Here is a 24,952-nt window from a genome sequence, read left to right as displayed (position 1 = left end):
CGGTTCGCCTTTACTGCTTATTTCTTACGCAGGCGATCCATCGCCATCTGGATGCTGACGCCGAGGCGTTCCACCGCGCGCGCCAGCGAGCCGATTTCATCGCCGCGGCTGGTCTGCGGGATGGTGACGTCCAGCTGGCCTTTGCTCAGCTTTTCGGCGATGGCGGTCAACTGGTTGATCGGGCGGGTCAGCTGCTTGCCCATCACGAATGCCAGCGCTGCCACCAGCACGATCACGACGCCGATCAGGATGCGTGCTTCGTCGCGCATCTTGTTCATGGCGGCGTAGGCCTCATCGTATTGCTGTTCAACCAGCACGGTCCAGCCTTGCGGCAGTTCGCGCACGAAGCCCACCATTTTCACGTTGCCGTCCATATAGGTCTTCGGCTCGTCGGTGATGCCAGGCACTTGCAGGGCAGGGTGCTTGCTGAAGTCCTGCAGCTGGGTCTTGATCTTGGTCGGGTCGCCGTGGGCGATGACTTTCTTTTCCGCGTCCAGCAGGATGGCGCGGCCGGTTTCGCCGATCTTGATGTCGGTCACGGTACGCGATACCACGCCCAAGTCCATGGCGATAGCCAGCACGCCAACCACGGTGCGGTTGTCATTACGGATTGGTACGCCGATGTTCAGCGACGGCTTGCCGCTGGTCTTGCCGATCGCCACCAGGCGGCCTTCTTCCTTGCCCGCCATGACTTTCTTGAAGTAGGCGCGGTCGCTGTAGTCGGTCAGGGCGCCGCCGTCGCTGCGCGACACGTCCTTGCCGTCGGTGCCTTCGATGTGCAGCAGGTAGGACCATTCGTAGGTGGACGAAATCGCGGTCAGGATCGGCACCTGGCGGGCCGGGTTCATGGAGATGATGTCGTCCAGGCGGGTGGCCATGCGCAGGGCGCGCATATTGGTGTCGTCCCAGCTGTTGATGCCGGTGGCGACCGTGTCGGTGTTGGCCACCAGGTTTTCATTGATCTTGGTGGTCAATTCCTTCTCGGCGGAGGAATTGCCCAGGTACCACAGCGCCAGGAGCGGCACCAGGGTCACAACCAGGAGGGTGATCAGGACTTTATGGAAGATATTCAGGGATAGTTTCATTTTTGTAAATCAATCGTTGCTGAGACTGTAAGTCGTGATTTTACATTCGATTACCCCTGTTTGCCTTTCCATATGGAAATTTTTGTTTTGGCTCAAAAGGCCAGCCGCTTTCTGTTGCTCGATCGCGACTGGCCTTGGATGATCAGGCTTCGGCCTGGGCGATGCCGGCCGAGGCATCATTCTTGAGGGCGATCTGGCGGTTGATGGCGCTCAGCACGGCCTTGAAGGAGGCGGTGACGATATTGCTGTCCACGCCGGCGCCGAACAGGGTCGGGCCGCCATCCAGGCGCAATTCGACGTAGCAGGCCGCTTTGGCGTTGGCGCCGTGGCCGATGGCGTGCTCGTGGTAGTCCATCAGCGTCACGTCCAGGCCGAGCGCATCGACGAAGGCGTCGATCGGGCCATTGCCGCCGCCTTGCAGCGACATCGAGGCCTTGTTGTGCAGCAGGCCGATATCGATCTGCACCGGCTCGTCACTGGAGCTGTCTTCCACCATCTTGTGCGAGACGTAGGCGTAGGGAGCGGTCTGCGACAGGTATTCCTGTTCGAAGATCTGGTAGATGCCTTCGGAAGTGATTTCCAGGCCGGTCTGGTCGGCGACCTTCTGCACGGCGCGGCTGAACTCAATCTGCAGGCGGCGCGGCAGTTCAAGGCCGTAGTCCTGCTCCAGCAAGTAGGCCATGCCGCCTTTGCCCGACTGGCTGTTGACGCGGATGACGGCGTCGTAGCTGCGGCCCACGTCCTGCGGGTCGATCGGCAAATACGGGATTTCCCATGGCGCGCCGTCCTGCTGCTTGGCGAAGCCTTTCTTGATCGCGTCCTGGTGCGAGCCGGAGAAGGCGGTGAAGACCAGGTCGCCTACGTATGGGTGGCGTGGGTGCACAGGCAACTGGTTGCATTCTTCGACCACCTTGCGCACGGCGTCAATGTCGGAGAAGTCCAGGCCTGGGTGCACGCCCTGGGTGTAGAGGTTCAGCGCCAGTGTCACCAGGTCGACGTTGCCGGTGCGTTCGCCGTTGCCGAACAGGCAGCCTTCCACGCGCTCGGCGCCGGCCATCACAGCCAGTTCGGCGGCGGCGATGCCGGTGCCGCGGTCGTTATGCGGGTGCACGGAGATGATGATGGCGTCGCGGCGTTCCAGTTTGCGCGACATCCATTCGATCTGGTCGGCGTATACGTTCGGGGTCGAGCATTCGACAGTGGCGGGCAGGTTGACGATCATCTTCTTGGCAGGAGTCGGCTGCCAGATGGCGGAAACGGCATCGACGATGTGCTTGGCGAAGTCCAGTTCCGTGGTGGAGAAGGATTCCGGCGTGTATTCATAAGTCCATTCAGTTTCCGGGTGCTGGGCCAGCAACTCCTTCACCAGCTTGGTGCCGCTGGTGGCGATGGCGGTGATCTCCTCGCGGCTGGCGCCGAACACCACTTTGCGGAACACCGGCGCGGTGGAGTTGTACATGTGGACGATGGCGCGCTTGGCGCCGATGCACGATTCCACGGTGCGGCGGATCAGTTCTTCACGCGCCTGGGTCAGCACGATGATGGTGACGTCGTCCGGGATGCGGTCTTCTTCAATCAGCTTGCGCACGAAATCGAAGTCGGTCTGGGAGGCGGAAGGGAAGCCGACTTCGATTTCCTTCAGGCCCACCTTGATCAGCAATTCGAAGAACTTGATTTTCTTTTCCACGCTCATCGGCTCGATCAGCGCCTGGTTGCCGTCGCGCAGGTCGGTGCTCATCCAGATTGGCGGCTTGGAGATGACAGCATTCGGCCAGGTGCGGTCGGTCAAACCGACGGTAGGATACGGGCGATATTTCGCGGCAGGGTTCTTCAACATCATGGTGATACTCCTGTGTTTTTCAAATTTTGGGAAACCGGGACGTGGCGCGAGGGCGGCCGACGCGGGGTACAACTAGGGGAAATTCAGGCGCGTGCCAGTAGTAGCGCGCCTAGTAGTAGGGCGCCTGGCAGGGGAGCAAAGATGTGCATTTGCGAGGTCATGTCGACCAATGTAAGGCACTGGATTTGGCCTTGTCAAGAAAAAATCTCAGCAATGAAATTCGATGATTTCGCGCTTTATGCTGTTAGAATGCGGTTATTGGCGAGGAAAAATCGACTATGGATAAGATTGATAGAGAAATAATCGGACTTTTGCGCGATGACGCGAGGATAAGTTTTAAGGATTTGGGTGAGCGGGTAAGCCTCAGCGCCAACACGGTGGCCGACCGCGTGCGCCGTCTGGTTGCGGAGGGCGCCATCCTCGGCTTCGAAGCGCGCATCGACCACGCGGCGCTTGGCCTGCACCTGCAAGCGTATATCGACGTCAAGCTGAAGTCGGGCACCAACACCCACGAATTCGAGGAAGTGGTGAAGACCATTCCCGGTGTGCTGGAAGTAGCGCTCCTGACCGGCAACTACGACGGCTTGCTGCGCGTGGCCTGCAAAGACCAGGCCCAGTTGCTGCGCCTGATCGATACTTTGCGCGACCGCGCGGGCGTGCAGGATACTTACAGCCGCGTGATCCTCCATCAAACCCCTGTCCGCGCGCCGCTGGCCGAATGAGCTCCGAGTACCTACGCTAGAATATCGCGATGCAAAAACTGAATGTGGAATTGAAGCGGCTGTATCTTGCTGCTGCGGATGGCGGCACGCGCAGCATCGCGCTGGTGTTCAAGAAAATGCCAGGCGATGGGGATGCGGGGCATTGGGACCGCCTTTGTTCGCTGGCGAATACGCTGCAATCGGAGCTGGGCCTGCCTGCGCCTGCGGTCAGCATTTCCGGCGCTGATTCGTATGCGCTTTGGCTTTCGCTCGCCCAGCCGGTAAGTCAGGCGCAAGCGCAAGCGTTCGTTGAGCTTCTTTCTCACGCCTATTGCCCCGAACTGTCTGCGGCCCCCTCCGCCATCGGGCTTCCGCCATACCTGAACCAGGGCAGCGGCAAGTGGGCGGCCTTCATCCACCCAGGCATGGGCGCCTCATTTGCCGGCGACGAAGGGCTGGAAATCCAGCCGCCTGAAGCCGGCCAGGTCGCCTTGCTGGAAGGGCTCGAAAGCATCCCACCTGCGCAGTTTATGCAGGCGTTGGATCAGTTGCGCCTGGTTGCCGGCGCAACTGCCCCGCAAGCCGCGGCGCCGGTCCCGGCTGCGGCGGAAGGCTTGCTCCTGAAGGACGCGACGCTGGAAGACATCGTGAAGCACCTTCACGCCATGAACATCGAGCCGACCTTCCGCTTCCTCAAATAGGCGGCTTATTTCAGGGCTGCCTGCAGTTCTTCCAGTTTCTGCTGCAGGATCGGGCGGTCTTCAGGATCGTTCACCTGCGGCAGTAGTGCCTGCAGGGCCAGCGCATGGGCCTTGGTGAGGGCTTTGTCGGCCGCGATGGCGACGTCCGGCTTGACGCCTGTACCCTCCCAGTTACCTTTGGTGATAGGGTTGACCGTGCGGCCGGCCGGGATGATGGCGACCATGTACGGATCAATGCGGAAGGGCGCAGCTGGATGGGCGCCGCCTTTGCTGGTATCGCCCACCACGATGACGCGTTTAAGGGCTTGCAGGTTATAGGTGAAGTCTTCGGCGGCCGAGAAGGTTTTGTCGCTGGTCAGCACGTAGACTGGCTTGGACGGGCCGAAATGGGCGCCAGGCACGGAAGGGTCGCTCCAGAACGCGTCCGTCTCTTTGTCAGCGCGGAAAACGATGTCCGACAGATGGACCTTCTTGTCGCCGAGCAGGTAGCTGGCCATGTATGCCACGGTGCGCGGGTCGCCGCTGCCGTTTTCGCGCAGGTCGATGATCATGGCGTCGCCGCTGGCTGCAAAGTTCATGGCGGCGGTGACGACGGGCTTGGCCAGATCGGCGCCGAAGAACGAGTCCACCTTCACATACATGACATTGCCCGGCAGGCGCTCCACCTTTTCAAACGCAAAATTCCAGTATTTGCCGACTTCTTTCATGCGCTTCAGCATTTCTGGCGGTGGCGCTTCGGTGAGTTTTGGGCGTGGGCGGTCCGGCATTGCACCTTGCGGCATAAAGCGGACCAGCAGGTGCCGGTCTGGCACGGCGGCATGCAGGTGAGCCGTCAGCAGTTCGGCAAATTCGGCGCGCGTGCCAACCTTGTCATAGTCGCCCTTGCGCAGGTGCCCACGGACCTCCGCTGCCATCTTGTCGCCGCCGTCCGCGAAGACGTATTTGGCGGACAGGCGCTGGGCCAGCAGTTCAACAGCAGAGGCTTTGTTGGCGGCAGTAAATGGCGCGGCTTGCGGCGCGGCGGCGCCCGGGGCAGATGGCGCCGGCTGTTGTGCATTGACCGTGGACACGACTGCGCCCAGGACCAGGACGGCAAAAGGGAAGAATTTGCGCATTGCTATGGTTGTCTCCATGAGTTGTCAATAAATGCATAAGTGGTTATGCAATTAGATACTAAAATAGCATTTGCAAATCTGTCAACCGTTTTTGGGGGAGGGACCGGCAAGCGCAATCGATGAGATTGCGATGCCGGTCTTATGGCCGCGGCTTAAGCTGCGACCTGAACGCGCGGTTCGCCGGCGGCCATTTCGCCGATGACGGCGGCGTGTTCGAAGCCGTGGCTGCGGAAAAGGGCCAGCACTTCGTCGACGCTCGAAGGGGCGCAGGAGACCAACAGGCCGCCGGAGGTTTGCGGGTCGGTCAGCAAGGTGTGCTGCGGCTGGGTGATGTTCGGCGACAGCAGCACGTCCTTGCCGTAAGCGTCCCAGTTGCGGCCCGAGGCGCCGGTGAAGAAGCCGTCGTGGGCCAGTTTTTCGACGCCTGGCAGCAGCGGGATCTGCGACATATTCAGCTTGGCCGTCAGCTTGGCGCCGCGCGCCAGTTCCAGCAAGTGGCCCAGCAGGCCGAAGCCGGTGACGTCGGTCAGCGCATGCACGCCCGGCAGTTCGGACAGTGCCTTGCCAGGTTTGTTCAATTTGGTGGTGTTGTCGATCATGGCTTTGTAGCCTTCATCGCCCAGCACGCCTTTTTTCAGCGCGGCGGACAGCACCCCCACGCCCAGTGGCTTGCCCAGCACCAGCACGTCGCCGGCCTTGGCGTCGGCATTGCGCTTCACTTTCGATGGATGTACCAGGCCCAATACCACCAGGCCGTAGATCGGTTCCACGGAGTCGATGGTGTGGCCGCCGGCGATTGGGATGCCGGCCTCGTTGCAGATCGATTCGCCGCCCTTGATGATCTTGCCGATCACCTCGATCGGCAGCTTGTTGACCGGCATGCCGACCAGGGCTAGCGCCATGATCGGCGTGCCGCCCATTGCGTAGACGTCGGAGATGGCGTTGGTGGCGGCAATGCGGCCAAAGTCGAACGGATCGTCGACGATGGGCATGAAGAAGTCGGTGGTGGCGATCAGGGCCTGCTCGTCGTTCAGTTTGTAGACGGCGGCGTCGTCGGCGGTCTCGATGCCGACCATCAGTTCTTTTGGCACCGGGAAGCCGTTGGTGTTCTTCAGGATCTCGGACAGCACGCCGGGGGCGATCTTGCAGCCGCAGCCGCCGCCGTGGGAGAAGGAGGTCAGTTTGATTGGTTCAGTGCTCATGATGGGCTCTTTCAGTTCGTATGGAGCAGATTATCCACCAAGTCGAGCAGGGCCGCCTGCTCAGCTTCGGGGGCAAAGAGTTTGGCGCGTTGCGCGCATTGTTCCTGCAGCGCCGCGTACCAGGCCGGGTCGTTGATGCTTCTGTCAATCAGCGCAGCCAGGCCTTGCGCATCGCCCTGCGGGAAGTAGCCGAGGTAGTCCTCGCCCAGCATGCCGCGGTTGCCGTTGATGTCGCTCGCCAGCACCGGGACGCCGCTGGTGACCGCTTCGATGATGACGTTGGCGCCGCCTTCCATGCGCGAACAGATCGCCATGGCGTGGGCGTGCTTCAGGCGCTGGCGGGTGTCGGCATGGGGCAGGGCGCCAAGCCATTCGTAGCGCCCAGCCGTGGCGCAGGCTGCCGCTGCCGCAGCGTCGCCCAGCGCGGGATCGAGTACGCCGCCAATGTGGACCAGGCGGGCGCTGGGCGCAGTGACCAAGGCTGCAGCCTGCATGAAGGTGCGCGGGTCTTTTTCTTCGCGCAGATGGCCGACCATCAGGATGTCGTGGTGGCGCGGCGCGGCGGCGTGGAGCGCCGGCTGCAGGGATGGCGCGGACTGGTAGATGACGTGAGCCTTGGCGCGCAGATGTAGCGGCAGCTCGGACAGGCCAGCCGGCTGCAGCAGCACCAGCGCGCGTGCACGTTCCAGCGAAGCTTGGGCGTCAGCATCCGCATGGATATCGCGATACAGGTCAGTGCCGGTCAGCACCAGGATGGTCGGGCGGCGAGGGTAGTCTGCGCAAAATCGCGCCAGCGGAGCGGCCGAGCGCCGCGCATGCAGGGCGATCAGCAAGTCGGGCGGTGCGGCGTCGCGCCAGTCGGAGGCGATCTCCACCTCGAAGCGGGCGCCGAGGAATTGCGCCCAGCGGCGCGCAGTTTGCCAGTTGCCGTTGTTGGCTTGGGCCAGCGCAGGGCTGGCGATGCAGATTGTCTGCTTGCTCATTGGTGTGTTGCTCAAATGTCGCTACAATCGACCCATGAACGCCATCCATGCCTCGTTCCGGACCGCCCGAACCCAGCAACTTGCCGACGCCTTGCAGGCTGCGCGCAATTATACGCTGAGCCTATTCGACTGTTTTGCCGCCGCAGGAATGGACGTCTCGTCGCGCGTGCCGCAAATGCGCATCGTCAATCCGCCACTGTGGGAACTGGGACATACCGCCTGGTTCGCCGAATGGTTCATCCTGCGCGAAGCGATTTCCAGCCACCCGGCCGACGCGCTCTACACATCGCTGCTGCGCAAGGGTGACGATTGGTTTGATTCGAACATGGTGCCGCACCGCAGCCGCTGGACTCTGGACTTGCCCAGCACGGGCGGCCTGAAGACCTACTGCCACGAAGTGCTGGACCGCGTCCTGGACAAATTGTCGCGCGAACCGAATACCGACGAAGCGCTGTATCCCTACCGGCTGGCGCTGGCCCACGAAGACATGCATGGCGAGGCCTTCCTGTACACGCTGCAGACGCTAGGCCTGCAAGCGCCCGCCCATTTGACGCACGACGAACGCGCATCCGGCGCGCCTGGCGACATCGCCTTCCCAGGCGGCACGCTGCAGTTGGGCAGCGCTGCCGATGCAGGCGGCTTTATTTTCGATAACGAGAAGTTCGCGCATCCTTGCCACGTGGCGCCGTTCCGCATGGACGCCACCCTGGTCACCAACGCGCAGTACGCGGACTTCGTGGAAGACGGCGGCTACGAAAAGCGCGAATTCTGGAGCAATACCGGCGCCGAATGGCTGCTGCGGCAGGAGCGCTCGGCGCCGCGCTACTGGCGGCGCGACAACGGCCAATGGCGCACCATGCGCTTCGGCAGGCTCACTACTTTGTCGGCGCACGAGCCGGTGCGCCACGTTTCGCTGTACGAGGCGCAAGCCTACTGCGCCTGGGCCAACCGCCGCCTGCCGACCGAGATGGAATGGGAATACGCGGCGCTGCACGGCCACCCGGCCTTCCGCTGGGGGCAGTTGTGGGAGTGGACAGCGTCGCCGTTCGACCCTTATCCGGGCTTTGTGGCGGACCGTTACCGCGAATATTCCGCGCCGTGGTTCAGCACCCACCAGGTGCTGCGCGGGGCATCGTTCGCCACGCCATCGCGGCTTGGCTCGGCCAAGTTCCGCAATTTCTACCTGCCCGAGCGCGACGACATCTTCAACGGCTTCCGCACCTGCGCATTCGAATAGAAAAAGGGCAGCGGAAAAAGGGGATGCCGAAAAAGGGGACGTACCCCTTTTTCAAGAAAAAGGGGTACGTCCCCTTTTTCGGCGTCCCCTTTTTCACGGCCTTTTTTTGATTACTTCTTCAGGTGGGAATCCAGCCAGCCGATCACGGTGTGGTGCCACAGGATCGAGTTGGCGGGCTTCAGGACCCAGTGGTTTTCATCCGGGAACACCAGCAGCTTGGATTCGATGCCCTGGCGCTGCAGCGCGGCGAAAGTGCCCAGGCCTTGTGCGGTCGGGATGCGGAAATCCAGGTCGCCCTGTACTACCAGCATCGGGGTCTTCCACTTGGTGACGAAGTTCACGGGATTGAACTTTTCGTAGCCGTTCGGGTTGGCGTAGTAGGTACCGCCGTTTTCCCATTCGGTGAACCACAGTTCTTCAGTGGCATAGGCCATGCCGCGCTGGTCGAACACGCCGTCGTGGTTGACGATGCACTTGAAGCCGTCGCTCCAGTTGCCTTCAATCCAGTTCATCATGTAGCCGCCGTACGATGCGCCCAGGGCGCAGGCGTTCTGGCCGTCCAGGAAATCGTACTTGGCCACGGCTGCCGCCAGGCCTTTCTGCAGGTCTTCCAGCGGCTTGCCGCCCCAGTCGCCGCTGATGGCGTCGGTGAAAGCCTGGCCGTAGCCGGTCGAGCCGTGGAAGTCGATGAACACGGAAGCATAGCCGGCGCCCGCGTAAATCTGCGGATTCCAGCGGTAGCTCCAGCTGTTGCCGAAGCTGCCCTGTGGGCCGCCGTGCACCAGGAAGGCGACCGGATACTTCTTGCCTGGCTCGTAGTTCCATGGCTTCATCACATAGCCATGTACGGTGTCGCCGTTTGCGCCCTTGAAGGAGAACTGTTCGTAGTCCGCCAGTTTCACGTCTTTCAGGCGGTCCGCGTTGGCCCAGGTCAGCTGCGTACCTTTCTGCTCGGCGCCTTCGGTCTTGAACTTGACCAGCTGTGCGCCGCCGCCGAGCGATGCCTGGGCCGAAATCACGGTGTCTTTCTGTACGTCGAATTCGCCGGCGTAGCCTTTGCCGGTCAGCGCGGTCACCTTGCCGGATGCGACATCCAGCGAGAAGATGCGGTGGTTGCCCACGTCGTCGGCATTGGCCAGCAGGGCCTTGCCGTCGGTGCGCCATTTGTAGTCGGCGATGGAGCGGTCCCAGTCCTGGGCCAGCACGCGTTTCTTGCCGGTGGCGACATCCATCAACACCATGTGGAAGCGGTCGGCTTCAAAGCCTGGGCGCTTCATCATCAGGTAGGCCAGGGTCTTGCCGTCCGGGGAGAAGGAAGGCTTGGCGTCCCATGCCGGGTTTTCCGCGGTCAGGTTGCGCGGGGCGCCGCCGCCGGTTGCCGGCACTTCGTACAGGTCGAAGTTGGTGGACCAGGATTCGGCCTTGCCTGCCACGCGGGCGGAGAAGACGACCTTCTGGCCATCCGGCGAGAACTGGTAGTCGGCGTTGTCGCCAAATGGCTTGGAGTGCACGTCGCCGTCCAGCGAGCCGCTCAGGCTCACCGCAGCACCGGCCTTGCCGGATGCGTCGATCGGCGCCGAGTACAGCACGTTGCGGCGGCCGTCGGCCCAGGTATCCCAGTGGCGCACGAACATCTCGTCGTAGATCATGCCGGTGGCCTTGTTCTTGGCCTTGTCGTCCAGGCGCTTCTTGCTGCAGGCCAGGTCGGCGCAGTCGCGGTAGACTTCAAAGGACATCGCCAGGCGGTCACCTTTCGGCGACAGGCGGTAGCTTTCCACGCCCAGCGGGTAGTCGGTGACGCGCACGGCTTCGCCGCCGGCGTTCATCGGCAGGCGCCATACCTGGGCGGAGCCGGAACGGCCGCTCACGAAGTACAGGGCGTCGCCCGATGGCGACCATTGCGGCTGGCTGCTGCTGGCGTCGTTCTGAGTCAACTGGACCGGCGCAGGCTTGGCGGCCTTCAGGTCGATCATCCACAGCTGCGTAACGCCGCGGTTCTTTTCCATATTGGTGGCGCGGACGGTGTACACCACGCGGCTTGCATCCGGCGACAGCACTGGGCTGCCAACACGGTCCATGCTTGCCAGGTCTTCGATGGTCAGGCCGCGCGGGGCGGCAACGGCACTGGTTGCCGCAGCGATGGCGGCGCCCATTACCAGCAGGCGTAAGGTCATTCGGGATCTCCGGTCTGTTATCAAATCTGCCAGCTGGTGGCTGGCCAAGCGGGCATGATACTGTAATATTCCGCGCATGGAGATCAATGCGAAGAAAATTGCGGTCTGGGGACTGACCGGCATCACGGCAAGCCTGTGCGCTGGCGCAGTGCTGCTGACGCAAACGTGGTATTCCAAACCACTGAAGCTGGAATGGTTTTATATGCGTGCCTTCGCCTCCGCTGCGCTGAAAAGCCCGGAGATGATGTCACGGCTGCACGTGCTGCCGGCCTGGCTCGATTTCCAGAATTCCCGCTTGGACGACGAGTCGCCAGAACACAAGCGCGAGATCTACCAGGACATGCGCGACAACCTGGTCATGCTTGATCGCTACGACCGCAATGAGCTGGGACGGGAAGCGCAGCTATCGTACGACACGCTGCACTATTACCTCAGCAACCAGATCGAAGGCGAGCGCTTCCAGCTGAACGAATTCCCGATCAACCAGTTGTACGGCATGCAAAGCGCGCTGCCGGACTTCATGGCCGAGGTGCACCGCGTCTCTACGCGCGCCGAGGCGGAGGACTATATCTCCCGCCTGCAGAAGTTCCCGCTTAAATTCGAGCAGGTGCTGGAACGTCTGCGCGCCCAGGAGAAGGCCGGCATCTTGCCGCCGCAATTCCTGGTCGAAAAGGTCCTGCAGCAGATGCAGAATTTTGCCGGCCGGCCGGCACGCGAGAACATGCTGTACGCCAGCTTCAAGGCCAAGCTTGATGCGATCCCCTTGGCCGATATGAATGAAAAGGTGCGCGCTGAGTTGCTGCAAGGAGTTGCCGATGCGATCCAGGGCAGCGTCTACCCTGCATATGCTGAAGTAATGCGTCATTTCGCCGCCTTGCAGGGGCGCGTCCATTCGAACGACGGCGCCTGGTCGCTGCCCAATGGCGACGAGTACTACGCATGGTGCGTGCGTTATCACACGACGACCAACTTGACGCCGCAGCGCGTGCATGAACTGGGGCTGGCGGAAGTCGAGCGCATCACCCGCAGCATGGACAAGCTGCTGCGCCAACTGGGGCTGGAGCAGGGCAGCGTCGGCGAGCGCATGGCGCAATTGCTGCGCGACCCGAAGAATCATTTCCCCGACACGGCGGAGGGCCGCAAGCAATTGCTGGCGCAATACCAGGCGATCATGAAAGAGGCCGAGAGCAAGCTTGATACGGCCTTCAGCGACCACCCCAAGGCTGCGATTGAAGTGCGCGCGGCGCCGGCCGAATCGGCTGGCAGCGCGCCGAGCGCTTACTACTTGCCCGGCGCCCTGGACGGCACCCGGCCCGCGGTGTTCTTTGCCAACCTGCGTTCGGTCAACGAGATCCCCAGGTTCGGCATGCGCAGCACCGTCTACCACGAGGTCGTGCCAGGCCATCACCTGCAGGTATCAATCGCGCAGGACCTGAAGGGTGTGCCATTCTTCCGCCGCGTGATTTCCTTCACTGCCTATCAGGAAGGCTGGGCCGTGTATGCGGAACGCCTTGCTTCGGAAATGGGCCTGGAACCCGATCCGCTGGACCAGCTGGGCCGCCTGCGCGACGAGATGATGCGCGCCGTGCGGCTGGTGGTCGATACCGGCATCCATTACAAGCGCTGGTCGCGCGAGGAAGCCATCGACTATATGGTGGAAAACACCGGCATGGGCGAGCACGAGGTCGAGGCAGAAGTCGAACGCTACATCGTCGAGCCGGGGCAGGCGCTGGCCTACCAGGTCGGCATGCTGTCCATCCTGGGCATGCGTGAAAAAGCGCGCAGCGAACTGGGCGACCGCTTCGACCTCAAACAATTCCACAACGAGGTCTTGAGCCACGGCGCCTTGCCGATGACCGTCCTCGACCAGGTGGTGGATGATTGGATCGCGAAGCAAAAACGGCATTGACACCGTTTACTTAAATGATAATATATCGGCTATCGATATAGCGGTGGCCGATATATGACCCAAGTAGTCAGGAAAATCAGGTGGTTCTGGGACGACGCAGACCATGCGATCGAGCGCTGGCTCGAATCCATGGCGCGCGAAGGATTGCATTTGAAGCGCATTCGCTGCCTGCGCACCTTGTTCATTTTCGAGCGCGGCGAGCCGGCCGACGTGACTTACCGCGTCGATTTCCAGTTGTGTCGCATCGGCCAGGATTACTTGCAGCTGTTCCAGGATGCGGGCTGGGAACGCGTCGACGAACTCCTGGGCTGGCAATACTGGCGCGCGCCGGCCGGTACCGGGCGCGCGGCGGAAATCTTCACGGACGTTGAATCAAAGAGCCGCAAGTACAAGTCGCTGATCTGGCTGTTTGCGCTGCCGATCGTCCTGCAGCTGCCTCATACCGCAATGCGCATCCACGACAGCTGGAGTACGGCGCCTGCGATGGTCGCCATGCTTCTGGCAGCGTACGGAGTTTCCATCTACTGCATTGTGCGGCTTGTCAAACGCCTGCGAAGTTTGCGGCAGCAGTCTTAGACCTTTTCAAACCAGGGAGTTTTCTAATGAAATTGCGTATTTCATGGGCGGCGCTCGTCCTGACGCTGGCAACGCTGTTGGCGCTCGACGCCAAGGCGGCAGTGCAGCAGGGGCACGCCTGTCATTTGAAGGGCAGCGAGGAAGCCTTGCGCTGCCACCAGGTCAGCGTGCCGCTCGACCCGCTGCACAAGGAGGCAGGCCAGCTTACCCTGCACGTCGCTGTGGCCCCGGCCTTCCGCCCGATTCCCAATAACGACCCGGTATTCGTGCTGGCCGGCGGGCCAGGCGAAGCGGGTTCCGACGTGGTGGTGCTGCTCGACTCGGCCTTCAGGCGCATGCGCGCCACGCGCGACATCGTCTTCATCGACCAGCGCGGTACCGGCCTGTCGGGCAAGCTGCGCTGCGACGGCGATCAGATTGACGAGGCCAATACCGAGAGCGCCTTGAATGAAGCGGTGGACAAGTGCATGCGCGCCATCAAGCAGCCGCTGGGCGCCTTCACCACTGTGAACGCTGCAGCCGATATCGAACAAGTGCGGCTGGCCCTGGGCTACGGCAAGGTGAACATCTTTGGCGGCTCTTATGGCACGCGCCTTGGACAGCAATATGCCCGCAGCTATCCCGGCAGCGTACGTACCCTGATCCTGGACGGCGTCGCCGCACCGGACCAGGTGATCCCGGCCGGCGCGCAAGACGCGCAGCTGGCGCTGGAAGGCGTCTTCAAGCGCTGTGCCAGCGACAAGGCCTGCGCACAGGCGTATCCGCAACTGCCGAAAGAGTTCGACACCTTGCTCGCGCGCGTCGATGCCGGCTCCGTGAAGCTGGACTTCACCCATCCACGCACCATGAAGCGCATGCAGCTGCCGCTGACCAACCTGCGTTTCGTTTCGGTGATTCATTCCGGCCTGTATGCGCCGCAGGAAAGCAACCGCCTGCCATACATCATCCATAACGCCTACGAAGGCAACTGGGGCCCATTTTTGGCGCGCGCCTATATCGCCAGCGATTTCACGCCAGAGAGCTCGCTCTCTATGCCGCTCTACCTGGCGGTGGTCTGTGCCGAAGACATGCCGCGCCTGAGCGACGTAGCACGCGCCGCCGACGAAAAAGGCTCCTTTCTGCGCGGCCACGCCAGCCGCCTCGGCGCCATCTGTCCGCTGTTGAAAGTGCCGGCCGCGCCGGCGCCGGCCGCGACACCGATTGCCATCCCAACGCTGCTGCTATCCGGCGAGCAGGACCCGGTCACGCCGCCGCGCCGCGCGCAAAGCGCCGCCAGGTCCATGAGCAAGGCGCAGCTGGTGATGGTCGCCAATGCGGGCCATGGTGTGTCGCGCCTGGGTTGCATGCCGCGCCTGATGCGCGAATTCCTGGATAAGCCGGAACAGCCGCTCGACCAGTCCTGCCTGCGCGACATCGCACCCATCCCGTTCCAGCTTGGCCACGCCGGCGCCAATCCCTGAAAGGACCGAACCATGATCCAAGTAGAAGACGTATACAAAAGCTTCGGCGATTTTCCCGCACTGGCAGGCGTCAGCTTTACCGTCGCCGATGGCCGCGCTACTGCGCTGCTGGGCCCCAACGGCGCCGGCAAGACCACGCTGATGCGCACCCTGGTCGGCCTGCTCAAGCGCGATCGCGGCGCCGTCAGCATCGACGGCGTTGATCCGGACAAGGACCCGATGGGCGCGCGCCGCAACGTCGGCCTGCTGACCGACCAGTTCGGGCTGTACGAACGCCTGACCACGCGCGAATACCTTGAGTACTTCGGCCAGATCAACCGCATGGACAAAGCCGGCATCAAGCGCCGCATCGAGGAAGTGACCGAACTGCTCGGCCTGGGCGAATTCCTCGACCGCCATTGCAAGGGCTTTTCGCAAGGCCAGCGCATCAAGGTCGCGCTGGCGCGCACGCTGCTGCACCGCCCGCGCAACCTGCTATTGGACGAACCGACGCGCGGCCTCGACGTCATGAGCACGCGCGCGCTGCGCCGCGCCCTGACCAAATTGCGTGAAGACGGCTGCAGCATCATCCTGGCCACGCACGTGATGCAGGAAGTAACGAATCTTTGCGACGACGTCATTGTCATCGCCAACGGGCGCACGGTCGCGCAGGACACACCGCTGCAATTGTGCGAGCAAACTGGAATCGCCAACCTGGAAGACGCCTTCGTCCACCTGGTCGGCACGGAAGAGGGGATCGCAGCATGATGCCGCAATTTTTAGTCGTGATGATCAAGGAGCTGAAGGAAGCGCTGCGCGACAAGCGCACCCTGAACATCATGCTCATGATGGTGTTCATGTACCCAGGGCTGGTCGGCTTCATGCTGCACAACCAGATCGAGAAAGCGACCAAGACCGAACGCACCGGCATCGACATCGTCATGATCGGCGCCGCGCAGGCGCCCAACCTGGTCGGCTACCTGCGCCAGAAAAGCGTCAACATCACCGAGAGGGACGCCATGAGCGAAGCCGACATCGGCAAGCTGCTGGGCGAGAAGAAGATGGCCGCCGTGCTGAAGCTGGGGGACAAGTTTGGCGAATACTACGGCGAGCTGCGCCCGGCGCCGATGGAGCTGTGGTTCGACTCCGCGGTGGAGAAGCAATCGCAGCGCCGCGAACTGGAAGCCATGCTGCGCGACTACGGCAACGGCATCGCCAGCGCGCGTTTGCTGGCACATGGTGTGTCGCCGGCCACGCTATCGCCGTTTGCGCTGCAACGCTACGACACCGCAGATAGCCTGACCCGCTCCAACACCCGGATCGGCTTCTTCCTCGGCATGTTCTTCGTCCCGGTCTGCATTTTCGGCCTGGCCGCAGCGATTGACAGCACCGCCGGCGAACGCGAACGCCGCTCACTGGAAGTACTGATTTCGCAGCCGATGCGCGCCATCGACCTGGTTGCCGGCAAATGGCTAGCCGCAGCCGCGCTGGCGGCGATTGGGCTGATTTGCGAATTGAGCGTAGCGCACGCCGTGCTGAAATACCTTCCGCTGGAAGAAATCGGCATTTCGTGGAGGGTTGACTTGCCGACGCTGGCGCTGGTGATCGTCGCGGCAATGCCGCTATGCCTGATGGTCGGCGCGCTGCAGGTGGCGATGGCGATGAATTCCCGCACTTTCAAGGAAGCGCAGGCGACGGCGGGGATTGTGACGTTTATCCCCATGCTGCCGGTGCTGATCGTTCCCGCGCTCGAACTGAACACGCAGAACTGGATGTACGCGGTGCCGCTGCTATCGAACCAGACCATGTTCCAGGCATTGGCAACCGGCCAGTCACTGGGCGTCCTGCCCTATGTACTGGCGTGCGCCTTGCCATTATTGCTGGCCGCAGCAGCCGTAGCCTTCGCCGCTCGCCGCATGGGCAGCGAAAAATACGTACTGGGTGTTTGATTAAAAGTCGGGGTCAGCGAAAAAAGGGGACGTACCCCTTTTTTTCGCTGCGCGAAAAAGGGGTACGTCCCCTTTTTTCGCCGACCCCGACTTTAATTACAGGAGGTGCTTGCCGAGGGCTTCCAGGCGCTCGAAGTAATCGGTCATGCCCAGTTCCTTACGGGCGACGCCGCTCTGGATTGCGGCTTGCGCGATCTTCGGTGTGACGGTTGGCAGCAGGCGGTCGTCCAGCAGGCCCGGTACCACATAGTCTTTGCCGAAACGGACGTCGCTGCGCGCCAGGCCGGCCAGGGCGGTCACGCAGGCGCGCTTCATTTCCTGGTTGATGGTGGTGGCGCCGGTGTCCAGCGCGGCGCGGAACAGGTAGGGGAAGCACAGGGCGTTGTTGATCTGGTTCGGGTAGTCCGAACGGCCGGTGGCGATGATCGCGTCCGGCGCTACTTCGCGCACCAGTTCCGGGCGCAGTTCCGGCTCCGGGTTGGCCAGGGTGAAGACGATAGGCTGCTTCTTCATGCTCTGCACGTCGGCTTGCGACAGCACGCCAGGGCCGGATACGCCCAGGAATACGTCGGCGCCTGCGATCACGTCGGACAGGGTGGTGGCCGTGGTGTCTTGCGCCCAGTCGGCTTTTTCGCCGGTCAGGTTGCGCGCCTTGGTCAGCACGCCTTTGGAGTCGCAAACGAATATGTTCTCGCGGCGGGCGCCGATGTCGACCAGCAGTTCCAGGCAGGCGATTGCCGCTGCGCCGGCTCCGGAGCAGACAATCTTCACGTCGGCGAGATTGCGGCCGGTCAGTTCAACCGCATTCAGCATGCCCGAGCCGACCACGATGGCGGTGCCGTGCTGGTCGTCGTGGAACACCGGAATGCTGAGGCGTTCACGCAGCTTGCGCTCGATGTAGAAGCACTCTGGCGCCTTGATGTCTTCCAGGTTGATGCCGCCGAAAGTAGGGTGCATGGCGGCGATGATCTCCACCAGCTTGTCCGGATCGGTTTCATCCAGTTCGATGTCGAAGGAATCGATGCCTGCGAATTTCTTGAACAGGATGGACTTGCCTTCCATGACCGGCTTGCCGGCCAGTGCGCCGATATTGCCCAGGCCTAGCACCGCGGTGCCGTTGGTGATCACGGCCACCAGGTTGCCCTTGGCCGTGTATTCGTAGGCCAGCGCAGGGTCGCGTGCGATTTCCATGCAAGGCGCCGCTACGCCTGGCGAGTAAGCGAGGGCCAGGTCGTCCTGGCTGCCAACGCTCTTGGTCACTGCAATTGCCACTTTGCCTGGTGTGCCGGCCTTGTGGTATTCCAGTGCTTTTTGTTCCAGAGTACTGCTCATTCTGTACTTCTCCTTTAGTTCTGCGAAAAACGCCCGCTTCAAGCCTTGTGGCCTGAGCGGGCGTGCTTTGCAGGGGCGCTACGCGGGCGCCCTTGCTTGGGTGTGATTATGGGTACAGGCCACGTACTTCGCGGGCAGCCAGCACGCGCGAGCATGCCAGGATGAAGGTTGCGGTGCGCAGCGAAACCTTCTTCTCTGCTGCCACTTCCCATACGGAGTTGAACGCGTCCTGCATGATGCGGGTCAGGCGTGCATTGATTTCTTCTTCGCTCCAGAAGAAGGAGGAGAAGTCCTGCACCCACTCGAAGTAGGACACGGTCACGCCGCCGGCGTTACACAGTACGTCCGGAACGATCAGGATGTCTTTGTCGTTCAGGATGTCGTCCGCTTCAGGAGTGGTTGGGCCGTTGGCGCCTTCCAGGATGATCTTGGTACGGATCTGGCCTGCGTTCTTTGCGGTGATCTGCTGTTCCAGTGCCGCTGGCACCAGGATGTCGGACTCGATGCCCCAGAAGGAATCGCGGTCCTGGGTCGCTTCTGCGCCCGGGAAGCCGGCAACGCCGCCGGTTTCGGCTACGTGCTTGTGCAGTTCAGCGACGTTCAGGCCGCCCTGGTGCACTACGGTGCCGGTATGATCCTGCACGGCGATGATCTTTGAGCCTGCTTCTGCGAACATGTTGGCAGCGATGCCGCCCACGTTGCCGAAGCCCTGGATTGCAATGCGTGCGCCCTGGATTGCTACGCCGCGCTTTGCTGCCGCTTCGCGGCCGGTCACGAACACGCCGCGGCCGGTTGCTTCACGACGGCCCAGCGAGCCGCCCATCGAAATTGGCTTGCCGGTGACGACGCCGGTCGACAGGTTGCCTTCGATCATGGCGTAGGAGTCCATCATCCAAGCCATCACCTGTTCGTTGGTGTTGACGTCCGGCGCAGGGATATCCTTGGTCGGGCCGATGATCAGGCTGATCTCGCTGGTGTAGCGGCGGGTCAGGCGCTGCAGTTCACCTTTGGACAGGGTCTTTGGATCGACACGGATACCACCTTTTGCGCCACCGTATGGCACGTTGACGGCGGCGTTTTTCACCGTCATCCACGCCGAAAGGGCCATCACTTCCGACAGGGTGACATCCTGGTGGAAGCGTACGCCACCCTTGCCAGGGCCGCGAGACATATTGTGTTGAACGCGATAGCCTTCGTAGTGGGCGATCGAGCCGTCGTCACGTTCGATCGGAACGTCGACAACGAGGATGCGCTTAGGGCGCTTCAGGGTTTCTACCCAGCGGGACAGGCTGCCCAGGTGAGGGGTGACGCGATCAATCTGTTTCAGGTACTGGCCCCAAGGACCGAGGTCTTCGGAGTTGAGGTAAGAAGGCAAGGCGTGGTTGGTCATTGTGTGACTCGCTCAGTTGTTCGGTAACGCGGCGAATCTTATTCCTGCCCCATGGCGGAGGCCAATGCCGAGTGCGCATTGTGTTATGCAAAATTTGCATAACCTGTCGGAATGGCATGTTTTTGAATCAAAACTACAAACCCGGTAAGCCAGGGTCTGACCCAAGGGTCAGACCCGACCGGCGGCTGCCGCGGACCAGGGTCCGACTCTTGGGTCGTACCCAGATTTACCGGGTTTAGCGGTCAGACGCTGGCACGCGGCGCTTGGAGGAAGCCGGCTTCTGCTTCTCCGCCAAATGCTCCCACAACCGTGCAACGATTGCTTTGCCAGGCCTTGCCGCGCTTGGCCGCTCGCGGTACAGGCGAATCTCCATCTCAATCTCAAATTCCGAGCGACCATCGCCGGCCGGCGCCAGCAGTTTCTGTTTGACCTCCCGCGTCACCGCCGATTCGGGCAGGAACGCAATCCCGCGCCCCTCCAGCGCCATCATCTTCAAGCCTTCCGCCATATCGGTTTCGTAGTGCGTCTCAAGATGCAAAGCCTGCTTTGCATCGGACACGATCAGGTCAACCATGCGGCCCAGATAGGCATTGGTGGTGTAGGAAAGGAAGGGCAGCGGAGAAGTTTTCCGGCCCGGCAGCACCAGCTCCGGCTGCTTCGCCTTATCGCAGCGCGCATAGGCGCGCAAAGCTTCGCGCCCCAGCACCAGCATGTCGTAGCGCCCCGGATCAAGCTGCACCGGCTGCCGCGGATGGTGATAGCAAAGCAGCAGGTCGCAGCCTCCTTCCACCAGCTGCAGCACGGCGTCGTGCACGTTCAGCGCCATCAGGCGCGAATTGATCGGCGCGAATTCTTCCTCCAGCTGCGTGATCCACTTCGGAATAAAGGTCAGCGACAGCGTGTGCGGTACGGCCAGGTCGATACTGTTCTGCGCCGCTGCCCGCTTGCCGCGCAACAGCTCGCGCACGCCGTTGATCTGGCTGAGCATTTCCAGCGCCTGTTCGTAGAACACCAGTCCCGCCGGCGTGACGCGCGTCGGGTAGGAAGTGCGGTCGATCAGGTCCATGCCCAGCCAGTTCTCGAGCGACTGGATGCGCCGTGAGAACGCGGGCTGCGTCACGTGGCGCAGCTGCGCGGAGCGGCTGAAGCTATTGGTTTCGACCAGGGAGATAAAGTCTTCCAGCCATTTTGTTTCCATGTTCGCGATCCTAGGCGGAGGTAATTCGGCGCATCGGGGTAAATAACAATGCGAGCGTAGCGCAAACCACCAGCACCACGCCACCACCTGCGAACATCTGCTGCAAGCTCACGTGCAGCATGATCCAGCCTGTAGTGGCCGACGATAGCGGCGCCAGTCCGAACAGGATGAACATGAAGATGCTCATGATGCGTCCCATCATTTGCGGCTGCACGCGTTTCTGGATCCAGGTGAACACGGCCACCTGCACCAGGCCCACCAGCGCGCCGAGCGACAGCAGCAGCAGGCCGCCTTGCCAAGCAGCGCTGATCAGGCCGAGCGGCATCAGCAGCAGCCCCGCCATTGCATCGACCGACAAGGCGAGCAAGCCAATGCGCAGCGGCCTGCCGGCATTGTGCTTGGCCGTCATGCCGGAAAAAGCCATCCCCGCCAGCATGCCCGCGCCGTGCGCAGCCATCAGCATGCCGAAGGCGGAGCCGTCGTGCAGGCGTTCCTTCGCCAGCACCGGCAAGGCCACCTGCATGGTGCCGCCGATCAGCACCGATACCAGGCCCCAGTAGGCGAAGCAGGTGCGCATTTCCACATCGCGCCACACGGCCATCAAGCCTTCGCCGACGGCGTGCAGCACGTTTTTCGGCACGACTGGCGCAGCGCCTGGCAAAGGCAGCACGCGCGACAAGGTCCATGCGGAGATGACGAAGCTCAGGCTGTCGAAGGCGAAGGCGAGGGCCAACGCACGCATGCCGCCGTCGCTGCCGGCTTCGCCAATTGCCAGCAGCAGCGCTGCCAGCAACGGGCCGGCCAGCATGCCGACCTGGCGCACACCCATCATGGCGCCATTGGCAGCCTGCAGCAGTTCGCCCGGGATGGCGCGTGGCATGATCGAACTGCCGGACGGGTAAGCAAATGCCTGCGCCAGGCCGATGCCAAGCGACAGTGCATACACCAGGGGCAGCGTCGCCGCGCCGGTGAACGTGAGCACGGCGAGGGCGCCGACCAGCAGCGCGCTGGCGTGCTTGGTCAACATCAGGACGCGCTTGGCCGAGTAGCGGTCCACCACGGCGCCGCCAATCAGGATGAAGATTGCACGTGGCACGCCGAGCAAGGCAAGCACGAGGCCTAGCGAGAGCGGGTCGCCAGTCAGTTTCAACACGAGCCAGGGCAGGGCGATCAGGGTGAACTGGTCGCCAAGCATGGAGAGGATGCCGCCGGACATCAGCCAGCGGAAGTTGGCATTGGTTTTAAGCGTCGGTGTCATTATTGAGGTCCGATCAGGTTGGCGAGAACAGCGTTCAACGGCGCCAGTTCCTCGTCTTTCGAGTGCCGCAGCAAGTCCGCTGCGTATTCGGTCGCGGTGCGCTGGGCATTGTCCAGCAGTGCATGGCCGGCGGCCGTGATGACGGCGTAGCCGACGCGCGCATCGCGTTCGTCGGCCTGGCGCGCCACCCAGCCGGTCTTCTCCAGCGGCAGCAGGGTGCGGGTGACGCCGGAGGCGGTCAGGCCAAGACGCTCGGCCAGGTCGACGCGGCGCAGGCGGCCGCCAGGCGCGTTGGCCAGGCTTTGCAGCAGCATGAAGTCGCCGAAACTGAGGCCGTGGTGGCCGCCCAGGACGGTGTCCAGGCGGCGAATAATGGTGGCGTGGGCGCGCGCCAGGCGCAGGCAGAATTCGAGTGCGTTATCCATGATTATTCATTGAAGGATGCTTGAGTGATCAAGTATATCGAAACTTCTTGCCGCGCGCCATAAAATCTTTTAATCGGCGTCAGCGGTAAACTAGAGACATGAATCAGCGCAGATCATTCCTCAAGAGTTCCGTCGCGCTGGCATCGGCGCTGGCCCTGCCATCGCTGGCGCGCGCCGCCATCGCAGCGCCGCACGAACGCAGCCTGCGTTTCTACAACACGCATACCGGCGAGACGCTGCGCACCATGTTCTGGGCCGAAGGTCAGTTCATTCCCGCGGCCCTGCAGGACATCAACCACCTTCTGCGCGACCATCGCAACGACAAGGTCGCCACCATCGATCCGGAATTGATCATGCTCCTGGACCGCGTCAGCTCGCAGTTCAGCAACAACGAAGTGATCCACGTGATTTCGGGCTACCGTTCGCCGGAGAGCAACAAGATGCTGCACGAATCGACCGGCGGCGTGGCCAAGCACAGCATGCATATGGAAGGCAAGGCGATCGACGTGCGCATACCGGGGCGTGACCTCGAGCGCCTGCACCAGGCCGCGCTGGCGTTAAAAGGCGGCGGCGTTGGCTACTACCCCGACTCGCAGTTCGTGCATATGGACACGGGCCGCGTACGTCACTGGTGACCAAGCAAAGGGTAAGGATTAACGGGCTTTCCCTGCCACCAGTTCTTGTCCGGCCCCAGTTCAAACATGGCAAAGTGCAGGTGCGGCGTGGCAGGATCGGCGTTGCCGGTGGAGCCGACATAGCCAATCACGTCGCCGCGTTTGACCTGCTGGCCTTCTTTCAAGTTGCTGGCGTAATGATCCAGGTGTGCGTAGTAATAAGAGAATTTCTCGCCTGGATCGAACTGGTAGATGGTCAGCCCGCCAGGTTTGCTGGTGAACAGCTTGGCGATTCTGCCATCGGCAACCGCGTACACCGGCGTGCCGTTCGGCGCGGGAATGTCGAGCGCCTCGTGTTTGCGTTCAGCGCCGCGCGGCTGGTTGTAGGTGTCCTGCAGCTGCGCCGATTTCACTCCCGCGACAGGGATCAGCAGCGAAGAACCGCTGCCGCCGGCGGCCAGTCCGCCCGTGCCGCTGCTGTCGGCTGCCTGCATCCCGGCCAGCGAATCGCCGGCCGACTTGCCCGGGCCGGGAACCGTGGGCGCGGGGCCGCCGGCGGTGCGCTGCTGTTCGTCCGGTTGCGCCTGGGCCGGCGTAAGTGGCGGCGATGGCGCAGGCGAACGCTCCGTGGCGGGCGGGTTGGCAGTGATGGCAGCCGGCGGTGCAGCCTGGCGGCCGATGGGAGTGGAGATGGATGCGGTGTCGTGCTGGTTGAGCGGCACGCGGCTTAACAGCAGCAGCGTGCCCCCGACACCAAGCACGATGCCGATGATCAGCGTTCCAAATACGCCTTGTGGTCTCATGATGGCCTCCGTCATTCCTGCAGCACGGCTGGCGTCCCCGGTTTGATGGCATCGGCGACGCGGATCACGTCCCAGTTGGTAAGGCGGATGCAGCCGTGCGACTGCGTTTTGCCGATTTTGCCCGGTTCGGGCGTGCCGTGGATGCCGTAATGTTCCTTCGACAAATCGATCCACGCCACGCCAACCGGATTATTCGGCCCGGCGGGAATGGTGGCCTTGCTGTCGCCCGGCCGCGCATCCCAGAATAGTTGCGGGTTGTAGTGGAAGGTCGGATTGCGCGATACGCCGTTCACCTTCCAGTTCCCGACCGGCAGCGGGTCGTGATCGCTGCCTGTACTTGCCGGCATTTGCGCGATCACCTTGCCGCCCGCATCGAGCAAGCTCACTGTGCTGTCGCTGCGGTCCACGACAAGGCTGGCGGCTTGCGGTAAGGGCTGCGAGGCGCCGACATTCGGCACGGTGATCTGGGCGCCGGCCTGCTCGATATCCTTGCCGGGATTGAGCTTGCGCAGCAGGGCGGGACTGGCGTGGAAGCGCTCCCCCAATGCCTCCGCCGCGCTGGCAAACCCCAATGCCTGAAGCTTGGCCTTGTCGGCCATTTCCTCCGGCACTGGCGTGAACGGACCGGCGACGTCCGCATCGCTCACGGTATAAGTCGTGAGCACCGGCTGGCCGTCGTCCAGCGCAGCGAGCGTGGCGTTATCCGCCTTGCCTGTCTGCGGCAGCTTATGCGCACGCTGGAAGCCGATCAAGGCCTGGCGCGTATTGCCGCCGGCGGCGCCATCGATCTCTCCAGGCGAAAAGTTGGCCCGGTCAAGCAGCACCTGGGCGCGCACGGCTGGGGAGGGCGAATCCTGGGCAGCGTGCGCGCCCGTGCTGGCTATCAAAAGGGCTATCAGTGCTATTCTCATGGGCGCAGTGTCGCGCCGATTCGCAGCCCATTCCGTTCGCTAACGTACAAAGAAAAAAGGCCGCCGGATTACCCCAGCAGCCTTCGATCAGACAGGGTCTGGCCCTTGGG

Annotated in this window: 22 protein-coding genes; 9 read left to right on the top strand and 13 right to left on the bottom strand. The window is 62.4% G+C overall.

The genetic code is table 11. The features are described from left to right. Positions 1-17: 17 nt before the first annotated feature. Together GM658_RS00655 and leuA are read right to left on the bottom strand one after the other, a co-directional pair. Positions 18-1,085, bottom strand: coding sequence for a cache domain-containing protein (locus GM658_RS00655; RefSeq protein WP_155452087.1), 1,068 nt, complete (start codon positions 1,083-1,085; stop codon positions 18-20). A gap of 142 nt (positions 1,086-1,227) precedes the next feature. Further along, positions 1,228-2,925: a 2-isopropylmalate synthase gene (gene leuA, locus GM658_RS00650; protein ID WP_155452086.1), complete on the bottom strand. Its 1,698-nt coding sequence runs from the start codon at positions 2,923-2,925 to the stop codon at positions 1,228-1,230. A 278-nt stretch (positions 2,926-3,203) separates the two neighbouring features. Here leuA and GM658_RS00645 point away from each other — a divergent pair, with 278 nt between their 5' ends. Beyond that, positions 3,204-3,647 carry an Lrp/AsnC family transcriptional regulator gene (locus GM658_RS00645; RefSeq protein ID WP_155452085.1) on the top strand — a complete coding sequence of 148 codons (444 nt, stop codon included), beginning with the start codon at positions 3,204-3,206 and terminating at the stop codon, positions 3,645-3,647. A gap of 29 nt (positions 3,648-3,676) precedes the next feature. Continuing rightward, positions 3,677-4,327 (top strand): hypothetical protein, encoded by a 651-nt coding sequence (locus tag GM658_RS00640; protein WP_155452084.1) that lies wholly within the window; start codon positions 3,677-3,679, stop codon positions 4,325-4,327. Between the two features lie 5 nt (positions 4,328-4,332). Here GM658_RS00640 and GM658_RS00635 read toward each other — a convergent pair whose 3' ends face one another. The 3 genes from GM658_RS00635 to senB all read right to left on the bottom strand — a co-directional run bounded on the left by GM658_RS00635 (position 4,333) and on the right by senB (position 7,627). Further along, positions 4,333-5,442, bottom strand: coding sequence for a S41 family peptidase (locus tag GM658_RS00635; protein ID WP_170298615.1), 1,110 nt, complete (start codon positions 5,440-5,442; stop codon positions 4,333-4,335). A 152-nt stretch (positions 5,443-5,594) separates the two neighbouring features. After that, a complete protein-coding gene (gene selD, locus GM658_RS00630; RefSeq protein ID WP_155452082.1) occupies positions 5,595-6,644 on the bottom strand; it encodes a selenide, water dikinase SelD in 1,050 nt (349 codons plus the stop codon). Positions 6,645-6,655: 11 nt separating this feature from the next. Then, positions 6,656-7,627, bottom strand: coding sequence for a selenoneine biosynthesis selenosugar synthase SenB (senB, locus tag GM658_RS00625; RefSeq protein ID WP_155452081.1), 972 nt, complete (start codon positions 7,625-7,627; stop codon positions 6,656-6,658). A 34-nt stretch (positions 7,628-7,661) separates the two neighbouring features. Here senB and senA point away from each other — a divergent pair, with 34 nt between their 5' ends. Then, positions 7,662-8,864, top strand: a complete 1,203-nt coding sequence (gene senA / locus GM658_RS00620; protein WP_155452080.1) for a selenoneine synthase SenA — start codon at positions 7,662-7,664, stop codon at positions 8,862-8,864. Between the two features lie 110 nt (positions 8,865-8,974). On the opposite strand, the gene GM658_RS00615 is transcribed toward senA, so the two are convergent. Then, complete coding sequence (locus tag GM658_RS00615; RefSeq protein WP_155452079.1) at positions 8,975-11,038, bottom strand: S9 family peptidase; 2,064 nt, start codon at positions 11,036-11,038, stop codon at positions 8,975-8,977. 76 nt (positions 11,039-11,114) lie between these two features. Between GM658_RS00615 and GM658_RS00610 the strand changes: the two genes are divergently transcribed. The 5 genes from GM658_RS00610 to GM658_RS00590 are packed head-to-tail and all read left to right on the top strand — an operon-like array spanning position 11,115 to position 16,911. After that, positions 11,115-12,947: a DUF885 domain-containing protein gene (locus tag GM658_RS00610; RefSeq protein ID WP_155452078.1), complete on the top strand. Its 1,833-nt coding sequence runs from the start codon at positions 11,115-11,117 to the stop codon at positions 12,945-12,947. A gap of 54 nt (positions 12,948-13,001) precedes the next feature. After that, positions 13,002-13,523: a DUF2812 domain-containing protein gene (locus tag GM658_RS00605; protein WP_155452077.1), complete on the top strand. Its 522-nt coding sequence runs from the start codon at positions 13,002-13,004 to the stop codon at positions 13,521-13,523. A gap of 26 nt (positions 13,524-13,549) precedes the next feature. After that, on the top strand, positions 13,550-14,983 hold the full coding sequence (locus GM658_RS00600) for an alpha/beta fold hydrolase (RefSeq protein WP_155452076.1): 1,434 nt from the start codon (positions 13,550-13,552) through the stop codon (positions 14,981-14,983). Between the two features lie 12 nt (positions 14,984-14,995). After that, positions 14,996-15,730: an ABC transporter ATP-binding protein gene (locus GM658_RS00595; RefSeq protein ID WP_155452075.1), complete on the top strand. Its 735-nt coding sequence runs from the start codon at positions 14,996-14,998 to the stop codon at positions 15,728-15,730. Next, on the top strand, positions 15,727-16,911 hold the full coding sequence (locus GM658_RS00590; RefSeq protein WP_155452074.1) for an ABC transporter permease: 1,185 nt from the start codon (positions 15,727-15,729) through the stop codon (positions 16,909-16,911). Before GM658_RS00595 ends, GM658_RS00590 begins: the two co-directional genes overlap by 4 nt. Before the next feature lie 96 nt (positions 16,912-17,007). Here the strand turns inward: GM658_RS00590 and GM658_RS00585 are convergent, their stop codons facing one another. From GM658_RS00585 to GM658_RS00565, 5 genes are all read right to left on the bottom strand, one after another. Continuing rightward, positions 17,008-18,243 (bottom strand): malic enzyme-like NAD(P)-binding protein, encoded by a 1,236-nt coding sequence (locus tag GM658_RS00585; RefSeq protein ID WP_155452073.1) that lies wholly within the window; start codon positions 18,241-18,243, stop codon positions 17,008-17,010. Positions 18,244-18,349: 106 nt separating this feature from the next. Further along, positions 18,350-19,633 carry a Glu/Leu/Phe/Val family dehydrogenase gene (locus GM658_RS00580; protein ID WP_155452072.1) on the bottom strand — a complete coding sequence of 428 codons (1,284 nt, stop codon included), beginning with the start codon at positions 19,631-19,633 and terminating at the stop codon, positions 18,350-18,352. Positions 19,634-19,868: 235 nt separating this feature from the next. Continuing rightward, positions 19,869-20,831: a LysR family transcriptional regulator gene (locus GM658_RS00575; protein WP_155452071.1), complete on the bottom strand. Its 963-nt coding sequence runs from the start codon at positions 20,829-20,831 to the stop codon at positions 19,869-19,871. 10 nt (positions 20,832-20,841) lie between these two features. Then, positions 20,842-22,089, bottom strand: a complete 1,248-nt coding sequence (locus tag GM658_RS00570; protein ID WP_155452070.1) for an MFS transporter — start codon at positions 22,087-22,089, stop codon at positions 20,842-20,844. Beyond that, on the bottom strand, positions 22,089-22,514 hold the full coding sequence (locus GM658_RS00565) for a MarR family winged helix-turn-helix transcriptional regulator (protein ID WP_155452069.1): 426 nt from the start codon (positions 22,512-22,514) through the stop codon (positions 22,089-22,091). The genes GM658_RS00570 and GM658_RS00565 overlap by 1 nt, the downstream gene beginning before the upstream one ends. A 98-nt stretch (positions 22,515-22,612) precedes the next feature. Here GM658_RS00565 and mepK point away from each other — a divergent pair, with 98 nt between their 5' ends. After that, positions 22,613-23,149: a peptidoglycan L,D-endopeptidase MepK gene (gene mepK / locus GM658_RS00560; RefSeq protein ID WP_155452068.1), complete on the top strand. Its 537-nt coding sequence runs from the start codon at positions 22,613-22,615 to the stop codon at positions 23,147-23,149. Here mepK and GM658_RS00555 read toward each other — a convergent pair. Both GM658_RS00555 and GM658_RS00550 read right to left on the bottom strand, forming a co-directional pair. Further along, positions 23,140-23,931: a M23 family metallopeptidase gene (locus GM658_RS00555; RefSeq protein ID WP_155452067.1), complete on the bottom strand. Its 792-nt coding sequence runs from the start codon at positions 23,929-23,931 to the stop codon at positions 23,140-23,142. The two genes, mepK and GM658_RS00555, sit on opposite strands and share 10 nt — an antisense overlap. Positions 23,932-23,942: 11 nt before the next feature. After that, a complete protein-coding gene (locus GM658_RS00550; protein ID WP_229416697.1) occupies positions 23,943-24,818 on the bottom strand; it encodes a L,D-transpeptidase family protein in 876 nt (291 codons plus the stop codon). Positions 24,819-24,952: the final 134 nt, after the last annotated feature.

This window comes from Massilia eburnea (assembly GCF_009720745.1).
Taxonomy (GTDB): Bacteria; Pseudomonadota; Gammaproteobacteria; order Burkholderiales; family Burkholderiaceae_D; genus Rugamonas; species Rugamonas eburnea.
Note: the sequence above shows the minus strand (reverse complement) of the source record. Positions and strands in the feature narration are given on the sequence as shown.